Raw genomic sequence first — 12,366 nt, forward strand, 5'->3', positions numbered from 1 at the left:
AAAACGTTTTAATCGGCTAAGCTATACGCAACCACATAATCACCATGATCAGGTGACTGACGTGCCCCACCTGCGGAAATGACTACATATTGCTTGCCTGTTTTTGGAGAAATGTAGCTCATCGGTGTACCTTGGCTACCTACGGGTAAACGCGCTTTCCATAACTCTTCACCATTAGATGAATTGAAGGCACGTAAGTAGAAGTCTTGTGTTGCAGCAAAAAACACTAAACCACCTTGAGTCGCCATTGGACCACCAATAGTTGGCATACCAATCGGCGCTTTTAAGCCCATTTTAATACCCATTGGACCCGTATCTTCAACCGTACCTAAAGGCACCTGCCAAGCCACTTGACGAGTTTTCATATCAATCGCCGTCATGGTTCCGAAAGGTGGTTTTTGACATGGAATGCCTAATACCGACATAAAGCGGTTTTTATTCACTTTATACGGTGTGCCTTTCATTGGCACTGCGCCCATACCAGTGTTGACCTTCTCTCCGCCACTGGCTTCAAGTTTTAAGTCTTCAGGCGTTTGTTTAATCAGCTGAATCCACAGACCTAGGCGCATGTCGTTGACAAACATATAATGATGCGTTGGGTCAAATGCGATACTGCCCCAGTTCATCCCACCCAACGAACCCGGAAAACTTAAAGATATATCAGAACCCGGTGCTGTAAAGAGACCGTCATAACGCATTGATTTAAAGTTAATACGACACATCAACTGGTCAAATGGCGTTGCGCCCCACATGTCCGATTCAGTCAAAGTTTGATTGCCAATCTGTGGCATTTCAATTGAACGTGGCTGAGTTGCACTGTATTGCTCATCAGGAATATCTGCAGCTTTTACAGGTTGCTCAACCACTTTGGTTAAAGGCTGCCCCGTAACACGGTCGAGTACAAAGAACTGACCTGACTTGGTGCCAATGACAACAGCAGGTTTGGTTTGCCCATTTTGCATTGGAAAATCAACCAAGCTTGGCTGCATGGGTAAATCGAAGTCCCAAAGGTCATTGTGAACGGTTTGATAAACCCACTTCTCTTTACCTGTGGTTGCATCTAAAGCCAAAACGGAAGAATTGTACTTATGATCGACAGGTTGACGATTTCCGCCCCAGACATCGACCGATGAACTGCCCATCGGTAAAAACACCGTGTTCATTTGCGGGTCATAGGACATTGCAGCCCAAGAGTTTGCCGAGCTACGTTTATAGATTTCACCCGGTGTCAGGACATAGTTTGGATTTGGGTTACGTGGATCAAAAGCCCAACGTAGCTGTCCAGTAATCACATCATAAGCACGAATCACACCACCGGGCATATCGGCTGCAAAGTTGTCAGCAATACGACTTCCAACGATGATACTGGTGCCCGCAATGGTTGGCGCCGAGGTTACCTCAAAACGAGGCGCTTGCGTGCCCGCACCTAGACCTTCCAGTAAGTTCACCGTTCCATCGACACCAAAGTCTTTACAGCGTTCGCCTGTATCGGCATTGACTGCAATTAAACGACCATCAGGTGTATTGGTATAAACACGACGTGGACATGCTGTATTATTTACCACCGCTGTCACCGCACTTGCACCTGCTAAAGTCGGTTGTACCAAGGCTTGAGTTGAGTCAAAGTAACCCACACCACGGCAACGCTCCCAAGCATCGGCTTTTGAGTTCACTTCAGCTTTCCAGATTTGTTTACCTGTGTCCGCATCTAAAGCAATGATGTTGTTATGCGGGGTACATAAAAAGACTTTATCACCGACCTGTAAAGGCGTGAGCTGGTCTTCTGCGCCATTACCCGTACCTGTGGTCATATCGCCTGTTTGAAAGCGCCATGCTTCTTTTAGCTTAGACACATTATTACGGTTAATTTGATCCAACGCAGCAAAACGACTTCCACCAGCATCATTACCATAGTGCGACCAATTCACTTGTTGGGTTTGAGTTGTTACAGGCACTAGGGGTAGCTCTTCACCACTGGCTTTGACTGTAGGATGTGGAATAAACATGCCATATAAACCACCGAGCATACCTAACACTGTCAAACCACCTAAGGCATAAGCGGGTGCCGAAGGCGCAATTTGAAATTGGTACTTACGAATAGCAGGCAAGGTAAAACACAGTGCGGCAAATAAACCCGCAGGAAACATTAAACGTGAATGAAGCGCCCAAAAATCCCAACCTGCATCAAACAGTGCCCAAACCACAGTTCCAAGAAAAACCAGTACAAAGATCCAGACACCCAATGCTTTTTTTCTAAAAATAAATATTGCGGAAATAGTGGTCAATAAACCTGCTATGAGGAAGTACCATGAACCACCTAGACTAATCAGTTTTCCACCACCGATTAAATAAAATAAGCCAGTCAGCAATAAAGCTAAGCCTAATATAAAGCACCATATTTTAAATATGGGTTGAGATTGTGCTTCGGACATACTTTTTACTCCAAATGCTGTGTTTTAAATGATCTCTCCTACTTTGTTTTGAGCATCATTCACACCACATCCAAACTTTGAGCATCCACAATTAACTTGCTTCAACAATGAAAAAAGAGTGTTTAAATTCAGCAACAGCATTGCTTACATTTTAAACACTCTTTTACTTTAAAGACGATTAAAAATTCACCTTAACGCTAAGACCCGCCACCCAAGCATCATCCACCTCTTTCACACCAGAAGGTTGATAGATATATTGTAGGTTGGGTCTGAGCATCACCGCAGGTGACCACTGATAGGTATAGTTCAACTCAACATTGAGTTCGTCATGTTGAATTGGGACATAATCGCTGGCAAGTGCCTCATAACTGTAATAACCACGGCCTTCGTTAGTGGCGATTTGCTTGTCCGTCACACGGTCATTCACCACATAGTTGGCCAAACCAAAACCAATAGAATCATTTGGACGGCTATCAAAAGGGCCTTTGTACCAAAGTGCCAGTTGTTGTGTACTTTCTACAGCGGTCGTGTCTCGGTCATTGATGACCCCATTGAAACTGATATATAAACCGCGCTTCGGATCAGCCCCGTGTTGAGTCAGTTGTTGTTGAGCATTCAACCAAAAACTATATTTACCATCGTGGATTTCTCCTGATGTACCCACATCTTTAGCTTCTGCTGTGGAATATAGTGCACCGAGTTTATATTCACCCGGTAAGCCATTAAATGTGGCAAGTTTTGGTTTCCAAGCCAGTTCAACTGGAATGGTCGCCCCTTCGACATTGTCCATATCGAGGTTAAAGCCATCACTGTCTGAATCTGTTTTGACATTGTCAGGATTAACTTCATAGATGCCAATGCCAAGTGACCAGTCTGGTGCAAATTGGTATTTAACATTGGTGCCCCATAAGCTGACAGGCCAGTTATACCAAATCGAACCGATGGATTTTCCAAGCTGCCCACCACACAAAAGTAAGTTCTGAAACTCACATTGTGAGCTGTTAAAGTCATCGGACATGCCCATACGACCAATCTTAAATTGGACGCGGTTGTCGTCAAATCCTGTTTTGATCCATGCTTGGGTTAAGCGCCAAATTTTGCCACGACCATAAATTTCTTGGCTGTTGCCCAAGGTACTAGCACGAGGGTCTTTAATGCGTTCAAGCGTTAAGGCATTACCATCACGCTTAGTCACCATAATTGCTGCGGAGGTATTTTCCCAACCTGCAATTTTGTTTAAATCAAAATTGGCACCTAAGGTCAACTGTGCAGCATTGTCAAAACTTCTGTCATCGTTATAACCGCCAGCCAAATTGGTCGCTGCTTGACTCATAATTGAAGCTGTAAATTTATAACCTTGATCTTCCAGTTGCTTCCGTTCACCGTTCCAATCACCGAATAACCATTGACGGTCTGCTGAATAAAATTCATTGGCTGAAGCCAATTGGCAAGTTAAAAGCGCCAAAGATAATGCGCCTAGCTTTAATAGTTGTTGCATCCCAAACATCCTTTTTTGTGAGGAAAGCTCAACTCACATGAGCTTTCCATGCGGTTTTTATTATTTAATGCGAACGGCTGGACTCAGTTCAGAAGTTGCCCCCAAACGGTCTGTAACATTGGCGGTGACATTGGCCACACTACTTGTTACTTTCCACATTGCTTGACCTTGACCTTGTGCATTCGTGGTCACCACTTGAGTACCTAAATACTGCTCTGCTTCTTGACTCTTCGCTTGATAATTGGCAAAGAATTCAATTTGATAGCGTTGATTTGGCTGTGCTTGAACTGTAGCAGTGACTTGACCTTTACTATAGCTTAAACGTGGAGCTTGAATGTTTTGGTTTGGCATCGCATTACAGCCCTGCTCATTTGGCTGGGTACAGGTTTTTTGCAGTTTCGCCGCTTCAATGACCACGCCACCACCACGAGAACCCACAAAGCCAGCATGTTCAAGCGCAGGCACAGCAAACACAATGGCACCTAAACGCTGATTAGGTACACACGAGCCACCCGCTTCACAGCGTTTAATATCTTTGCCATTGCCCCAAATTAGGTTTTTGGTCAATGTCGTACGGGCATTGGCATCTTTTTCTGAACGAATGGCAATGCCAAGACGGTTACCATGAACTCTGTTACTGTCAAAAATGTTGCCATCACCGGTGAGGTTAAAGCCAATCGAGTTGTTGGTCAGTTCGTTATAAGCAATGTAATTGCGCTTACCCCAGTTGATTTGTAAACCATCCGAGTAGTTTTCAAATTTGTTCCCGACTACCGCATTGTCATTGCCCCACAGGATTTCGATACCTTGCGACGGTTCTGGATTAGCTTTGGTTGAAGTAAATAGATTGTTGGCCACAAGGTTAAATGCCGCGCCACGGGTGAGTTCTAAACCATCGCCATTATCTACAAACAAGTTGTTCAAAACTTTGTTGTTATTGGTGGTGGTTGAGGTCGGATTACCCTTACCGTCATCACCTGTCAACATCACGCCTGAACCACCGTAGTTATTACTGATACGGTTATGTTGAATCAAGTTATTGCTTGAACGGTTCACCAATACACCAATACAGAAACGGTGAATATCGAGACCTTTTAGCGTCACACCATTCACATCTTGCAGCACTAAACCCGGTAAAGTCGTGGTACGGACATTGGTGCCATACTGTTCAGGGTTTGCCCCCGGGCAGGCTTTCGCGCCTTCACCTTTAATATAGTTTGAACCATCAATCGCAATAAACTCGCCTGTTTTGTCCCATTGCGTCCCAATGATCTTCACTGAAGACTTAATTGGCGGTAAAGCTTGATTCAGTTTAATGACATAGGGTGCTTTACCCACAGCTTGGATTTGAATTTCATTTTCTTGTGTCGCATTGGCATTCGATTGTTCAATCGCCCAACGCAGTGAACCTTTTGCACTATCGTCCTGATAACGATCCACAATATAAGTTTCTGCACTGGCAAAACCTGATGCCGCTAAACTCAAAACCAATGTGGTCAAACGTAAAGTTGATGGTTTCATATTTTAAATCCTTTTCTATCCTTGAAGATGAATAACGCAGTGCATTAAGGGGTTGGTTGTACAGTTTTCAGCAACTGTTTGAGTTGAGTCACATCAATTTGACCCGGTGCAGAGGCTTCACCAATCATGCCAAAACTTAGGCTGCCGCCCATGTTGGCAGTCGCCACACGTGAAATGGTGCCCAACTGTCCCATCGACATGGTCAGTAGTGGTTTTTGACTTTTTTGACTCACAGCCAACGTGGCATTCATGAGGGTAAAGACATCTTGTTTTGACTTTGGCATCACCGCAATTTTTAGAATGTCGGCACCCATCTGATCTTGTTTTAGCAGACGGTTTTCAATTTCTTGTTGTTCGGGGGTTTTGGCAAAATCATGATTTGACATGATCACCAACACGTTCTTTTCATGTGCCAATTTGGTTAATTTCGCCACACTGCCTGCATCACGGAACATTTCGATATCCAGCAATTGCATAAATGGCTTTTTCAAGTATTCGCGATAAATCTTTTCATAGTCTTGGTCAGATACCGTCATTTTTCCGCCTTCGTTATGGGTACGAATAGTGGCAATTAATGGTTTATCTTTTAAAATTTGATTCAGCTGCTGACCCAATGCGATGACTTTTTTAGTGTCGACAGAAAATTCCAATAAGTCGATACGAAACTCAGCTACATCAGCGTTTGGATTACTGGCAATCACTTTTGCTTGAGCAATGGCTTGCTCTGCTGTTTTTGCGGTAATCGGTACAATGGTTTTGACAGGTAAGTCACCAATATTAAGTTTTTTGACCATATAGTGTTGTGCGCTTGCTTGAGCCGCTTCAGCTGCAAATGCTGGCATTGCTGCGATAACAGCACTGCTTAAGCAGAGTTGCATTGCTAATTTTTTGATTGTCATCATTACATTTCCTTGTATTTCCAAACTATTGCCTGACTTTTATCATCATCCGCAAACATACGTGGGATGAATGAAATGGGTCATACCATCACCACGTATAAACTTGGATCATTGCAGCAAGAGCAGTAATCAAATAGCTGCTCTTGCCAATTCTGACAATTAGATGTCTAAGAAGACCGTTTCATCTTCGCCTTGTATACGAATATCGAAACGATAAACCACTTCACCATCACGTTCTTCGCGCTTAGCAATTAAGGTCTGACGACGTGGTGCCCATTCAATGCCTTTCAGTACAGGATCTTGCGCATTGGCTTCCGCTTCATCTTCAAAATACACACGGGTATTCAAGCCAATGTTAATCCCGCGAGCAAAGATGATCAGTGCAATATGGGGTGCCTGAGTTGTACCTTTACGTCCCGGAACCGCACCCGGTTTAATGGTATTGAAACTCCAAAAACCAGTTTCAAAGTCTGCGCCTGTACGTCCCCAACCGAGAAAGTTTGGATCGACCACTTTGCCTTGAATATCAGCCGCACTTGGATACACACCGTTGGCATCCGCCTGCCAGATTTCAATCAATACATCACGTAACGGCAAGCCTAAACCGTCGAACACTTGACCTTCCAAGCGAATACGTTCGCCTAAGGTTTTTTCTTTAACCAACTGATTATTAAAGTTATTTTCAAAGACTTCAATGTTGGCTTGTTGTGGTAACAAACCAATGTGTACGTATGGCCCACCTGTTTGAGATGGCGTTTCATGTAATTCTTGAAAGTTCCAATGGTTCATGTTGTTCTCCCTGAATTAAGTCAAATCATTTTCGAAATAAGTCGCACGACGACCACGTAAAGTGATGTCAAAGCGGTAACAACGGCTGTCTGCTTCAATGAAGTTGCTCTTGTCTTCCAAGGCAATCAATGCACGACGTTGTTCTTCCGAAGGAATGGTTTTAATAATTGGACACGAATCAATCAGCGTATCGCCTTCAAAGTAGAACTGCGAAATGAGGCGCTGCGCCCAACCATCGGCAATCAAAGAGAAATGGATGTGCGCAGGACGCCATTCATTAATCCGGTTACGCCATGGGTAAGGACCCGGCTTAATGGTACGGAATACAAAATAGCCGTTAGCATCCGTCATCATGCGACCACAGCCGCCAAAGTTTGGGTCCATCGCACCAATAAACTGGTCATTTGGATGACGATAACGGCCAGAAGCATTGGCTTGCCATACTTCGAGCAAAGCATTTTTAACTGGACGCCCAAACTGATCACGCACATAACCATGCACGATAATGCGCTCGCCAATCGGTAAACCTTCTTTGGCATAGTTCAAAATCAAATCGTTATCTTTAGGCCCAAACTGTTCGGCACTAAACTGCGGTGAAGTCACTTCAGTCAAAGTTTCTGCAATCGAAATCAACGCATTTTTTGGCGAGCGTAATACACTGGTTTTATAGCCGGGTGCATATGCTGGCGGGTGATCTTCGGTATTGCGTTGTGCATAAGCACCTAAAATAAGTTGCGACATGTGACGTCCCTCTTAATCTTGTTCCATTACTCTTGATTCGTTTGTTCTTGGCTAAGTTGCAGTTCACTCAGTTTCTGCGGGGCAATACCCAAATCTGCAAAAACTTCTTCTGCCATGTGCATGGCTGCATTGGCTGCGGGTAAACCGGCATACAGTGAACAGTGCAAAATCAACTCTTTTAAGTCGTCCTTGGTCACACCATTGTTAAAACAAGCACGTAAATGCATACGCAGTTCATCTTCACGACCCAATGCCAATAACACGGCAATGGTGACTAAGCTACGGGTATGACGTGGCATGCCTGGTCTAGACCAGACTTCGCCCCACGCAAAACGGCTAATAAAATTTTGAAAGTCGGCATTGAAATCATTCAAGTTCTCAAGTGAACGACCGACATGCTTTTCACCCAGCACTTCGGTGCGTACGGTGATTCCTTGTTCATAACGTTGTTCATCATTCATGGGAGAAACCTCAATTAGGTCGCATCGGTATGTGCGACCAATGATTTAACAAAAATAGCGACCGCTGCTGCTGTTGCTGGAATTAACAGCAGACTTAAAATGGCAGTAAATGACCAGTCATTACCCAGTAAAACTGCGCCGATCCATGCACCAAATACCGCACCAAAACGTCCAATCCCAGACATCCACGCCACACCTGTTGCACGGCATTGGGTTGGATAAAAACGCGCACTCAGTGCTGGCATTGCCGACTGTGCACCATTAATTGCAACACCTGCGCAAAGTACTAAAATGGCAAGTAAGGTTGGATTTGCTAAGCTCTGACCTACGGCAAAGGCAAAGATCCCAGCGACAAAGTAGAAGCCTGCAATAATGCGGTTCGGGTTGAAACGGTCCATTGCCCAGCCAATAAATAAAGCACTGAGGACACCGCCAAACTGGAATAAACCACCGATAAATGCAGCGCGTTCCATGGTTGCGCCAGTTTCACGCATTAAGGTTGGCAACCAACTGGTGAGTAGATAAATCATCACCAAACCCATAAAATAGGTCAGCCACAATAAAACCGTGCCTTTGACATATTTCTGAGAGAACAGCATGCCAAACACACCTTTCTTCTCTCCACCTTCCGTTTTTTCTTCAGGTACATGAAACTCAGTAACACCATGTACTTGCGTCGGTGCAATACGCGTTAGAATTTTGCGAACTTTTTCGGGGTCACGACCTTTCACAATCAAGAAACGATAAGATTCAGGTAAGAAGAAAATCACCAAGATCATCAAGATCAGTGGCGACCAACCGCCCAATAAGAATAAGCTGTGCCAACCAAAGGTTGGGATCAACCAACTGCTAATGAAACCGCCTGTCGCCATACCCAAGTTGTAACCACAAAACATACAGGTCACGAGTAACGAGCGAGAGCGCTGTGGGCAATATTCAGAAAATAGCGTGGTTGCATTCGGCATCGCTGCACCCAAACCAATACCGGTTAAAAAGCGCAGTATTACCAAGGTATTTAAGTCAGCCGCATATGCTGATGCTAAAGTAAAGCCACCAAAAATCAGCATCGAAACACTTAAAACAATCTTTCGCCCAAAGCGGTCAGCGGTTGGACCAGACACTAGAGCACCAATGATCATGCCGCCTAACGCTGCACTCATGACTGGACCCAGTTGCGAGCGGTCTATCCCCCAGTCTTGTGCCAAGGCTGGAGCAATAAAACCCATTGCCGCAGTATCAATACCATCAACAAAAACAATGAGAAAACATACAATTGCGATCAACCACTGATATTTGCTAATCGGTGCATCATTAATCAGTGCTTGTGCGTCTATACTCGTTTTTTGAGTAGCGTATTCCTGAGACGCCATACCTGCCTCCTTGGGCTGAAAGTCCTTTTAAAAATCCTTAAACTATTGAATCAATCCAATGAACTGACTGAGGGTTTGGGTAAACAGCTCAGGTTGCTCAATATTGGAAAGATGCGATGCATCAATCACCGCTAATTCACTCTTTTGAATCAGTTGTTGCATAAAGATGCCATCTGCCACTGTCGTAACTGGGTCAAATGTGCCTGCAATCACTAAAGTTGGAATATGAATCTGTTGAATTTGAGTAGATAGATCTGCTTGCGCGAGCGCTCGGCAAGATTCTGCATAGCCCAGTGCTGGCGTAGTGGCTAAAGATTGAATGGTGCGCTGCGCCAAAGCATCGTGTTGATAATCAAAATGCTCACTAAACCAGCGTGTATGCGTGGTCGCGACCAAATCTGCTAAGCCATTGGCTGCCACAGCATCTGCACGTGCATTCCAGCCTTCCGCAGTCCAAATTTTGGCTGCCGAGTTCGCCACGGTAATGCTATGAAAACGATCTGCATGGTGAATACCGAGCCACAAAGCCGTCATGCCACCCATTGAAATTCCGCAAAAATGCGCTTTTTCAATGTTTAAACCGTTCAGAATATCAATCACATCTTCTGCAAGGTTTTGTACAGTGGTCTGCTCAATCACATCACTTTTCCCATGACCACGCGTGTCATAAGTCACCACTTTGAACTGCTGTTCGAAGGCAGCAACTTGCGGCTGCCACATGCCTTTATCTGTACCCAATGAGTTTGAAAATACAATCACAGGTGCATGGTCTTGCCCACTGATCGCAACAGATAAAGTCTTGCCTTGACGATTGGTCATCGTGATATTCACTTTGCCTCTCCTTTTGCTTCCCGCAAAACCGCATCAATCTGGTCTTGAATATTGCCGAGATATGATGCGGGTTTAAAAATTTCTGAAATCTGAGCTGCACTAAAATAGGCTTTGACTGGATCGAGCTCAGTCATGACCTCTTTTAAGTGAACACCTTTTTCAACGGCTGTTTTGCATGCGGCTTCCACTACATGATGAGCCTGTAAGCGTCCCATATGCGGTGCCAAAGCCATCATCACCGCTTCCGCCATGATCAAACCCTGTGTGCAATCCAAATTGCGTTGCATATTTTCAGCATTGACCTGAATGCCTTGTAACACGTCTAAAGCCCGCTCTAAAGCACCTGCACACAGTTGAAAAATTTCAGGCAACGCCAACCATTCTGCATGCCATCCACCTAGACTACGCTCATGTTCCTGCACCATGCTTTGGTACAAACTCGACATCAGCACAGGCACACGATTGGCTGCTGCCAAAACCGATGCCGCAGCAACAGGATTACGTTTATGTGGCATCGTCGATGACCCACCGCGCCCTTTTGCCGCTGGCTCAAATACTTCTGCAATTTCAGTTTGCATCATCAACGACCAGTCGCGCGCCATTTTGCCCAAACTACCTGTCACCATTGCTAAGACGCTCGCGATTTCAACAATACGGTCGCGCTCACCATGCCAAGTACAGCTTGGAACAGAAAGTTGTAACTGCGCTGCAAATGCTTGTACAACTGCTGTGCCTTGATTCTGCAAAGATGCTAATGAACCGACCGCACCGCCTAATTGCGCAGCAAAAACACGCGCTTTCATGGCATCAATACGAGCTAAATCACGATGAAATGCCGAAGCCCAACGCGCGAATTTATGCCCCAAAGTAATCGGCAACCCTTGCTGCAACCATGTGCGTCCAATCATCACTTGTGAGCGATACTGTTCAGCTTGAGCCAAAGCTGTGCGGTAACATTGGTGAATTAAAGCTTCAACATGCGTCATTGCAGCACGACATTGCAAAATACAGGCAGTGTCTAAAATGTCTTGACTGGTTGCGCCCCAATGCACATAACGCGCAGCATCTTCATCACTTTGTTTCACAATTGCAGTCAATTGCTTCACAAAAGGAATCGCGATATTGCCAGCCAAGCCTGTTGCAACTGCTAAAGCATCAAAATCAATCTGATCAAGCGCAGTCTGTGCAACTTGGGAAATTGCGATTGCCGCAGATTTTGGGATAACACCGACCTGAGCCTGCGCTTGTGCCAAGGCAACTTCTGCCTCAATCATGTAAGACACCAACGCGCGATCACTGAAAATTTCAGTCACCTCGTTTTGATAAAATAAGCTGGCATATAACTGGCTCATGATCGCTATCCTTAAATCTGCTTTAAACGCGCTGAATAATCATTGCAATACCTTGACCGACACCAATACACATCGAACATAAGGCATAGGTTCCACCGGTTTGTTCTAATTGATTTAAAGCCGTGGTGACTAAACGTGCTCCTGAAGCACCCAACGGATGACCAATCGCAATCGCACCACCGTTTGGATTCACTTGGGTCGTATCGTCTGCCAGACCTAAATCACGCGTTACCGCCAGTGCTTGTGCAGCAAAGGCTTCATTCAGCTCAATCACATCCATCTGCTCGATTGTGAGATTGGCTTGTTTGAGGAGCTTCTTAATCGCAGGCGCTGGGGCAAAGCCCATGATGCGAGGTTCAACCCCGACAGCCGTAGACGCAATAATCTTGGCACGAGGTTTAAGTTGATACTGTGCAACGGCTTGTTCTGACGCAATCAGTACAGCAGCCGCACCGTCATTGATGCCTGACGC

At 45.1% G+C, this 12,366-nt stretch carries 10 protein-coding genes and 1 pseudogene; all 11 read right to left on the bottom strand.

Annotation, left to right across the window (positions count from 1 at the left end; genetic code table 11):
* Positions 1–8 precede the first annotated feature (8 nt).
* On the bottom strand, positions 9–2,432 hold the full coding sequence (locus RR876_RS03155; protein WP_332477557.1) for a glucose/quinate/shikimate family membrane-bound PQQ-dependent dehydrogenase: 2,424 nt from the start codon (positions 2,430–2,432) through the stop codon (positions 9–11).
* Between the two features lie 178 nt (positions 2,433–2,610).
* Complete coding sequence (locus RR876_RS03160; RefSeq protein WP_332477556.1) at positions 2,611–3,930, bottom strand: carbohydrate porin; 1,320 nt, start codon at positions 3,928–3,930, stop codon at positions 2,611–2,613.
* A 60-nt stretch (positions 3,931–3,990) separates the two neighbouring features.
* Positions 3,991–5,451, bottom strand: coding sequence for a NosD domain-containing protein (locus RR876_RS03165; RefSeq protein WP_332481877.1), 1,461 nt, complete (start codon positions 5,449–5,451; stop codon positions 3,991–3,993).
* 44 nt (positions 5,452–5,495) lie between these two features.
* The gene (gene aroD, locus RR876_RS03170) at positions 5,496–6,353 is read right to left on the bottom strand and encodes a type I 3-dehydroquinate dehydratase (RefSeq protein WP_332478463.1); all 858 of its coding nucleotides are present in this window, start codon (positions 6,351–6,353) and stop codon (positions 5,496–5,498) included.
* Positions 6,354–6,509: 156 nt separating this feature from the next.
* The gene (gene pcaG / locus RR876_RS03175) at positions 6,510–7,139 is read right to left on the bottom strand and encodes a protocatechuate 3,4-dioxygenase subunit alpha (protein WP_332478464.1); all 630 of its coding nucleotides are present in this window, start codon (positions 7,137–7,139) and stop codon (positions 6,510–6,512) included.
* A gap of 15 nt (positions 7,140–7,154) precedes the next feature.
* The gene (gene pcaH, locus RR876_RS03180) at positions 7,155–7,880 is read right to left on the bottom strand and encodes a protocatechuate 3,4-dioxygenase subunit beta (RefSeq protein WP_171533287.1); all 726 of its coding nucleotides are present in this window, start codon (positions 7,878–7,880) and stop codon (positions 7,155–7,157) included.
* A 26-nt stretch (positions 7,881–7,906) separates the two neighbouring features.
* Positions 7,907–8,341, bottom strand: a complete 435-nt coding sequence (gene pcaC / locus RR876_RS03185; protein ID WP_332478465.1) for a 4-carboxymuconolactone decarboxylase — start codon at positions 8,339–8,341, stop codon at positions 7,907–7,909.
* 14 nt (positions 8,342–8,355) lie between these two features.
* Positions 8,356–9,711 carry an MFS transporter gene (locus tag RR876_RS03190; protein WP_005011160.1) on the bottom strand — a complete coding sequence of 452 codons (1,356 nt, stop codon included), beginning with the start codon at positions 9,709–9,711 and terminating at the stop codon, positions 8,356–8,358.
* A 42-nt stretch (positions 9,712–9,753) separates the two neighbouring features.
* Positions 9,754–10,530, bottom strand: coding sequence for a 3-oxoadipate enol-lactonase (pcaD, locus tag RR876_RS03195; protein ID WP_332478467.1), 777 nt, complete (start codon positions 10,528–10,530; stop codon positions 9,754–9,756).
* A gap of 8 nt (positions 10,531–10,538) precedes the next feature.
* Positions 10,539–11,894 (bottom strand): 3-carboxy-cis,cis-muconate cycloisomerase, encoded by a 1,356-nt coding sequence (gene pcaB / locus RR876_RS03200; protein ID WP_332478466.1) that lies wholly within the window; start codon positions 11,892–11,894, stop codon positions 10,539–10,541.
* Positions 11,895–11,916: 22 nt separating this feature from the next.
* Positions 11,917–12,366: pseudogene (locus RR876_RS03205) on the bottom strand (acetyl-CoA C-acyltransferase); the annotation flags it as partial.

The organism is Acinetobacter sp. (genome assembly GCF_036666595.1).
Classification (GTDB): domain Bacteria; phylum Pseudomonadota; class Gammaproteobacteria; order Pseudomonadales; family Moraxellaceae; genus Acinetobacter.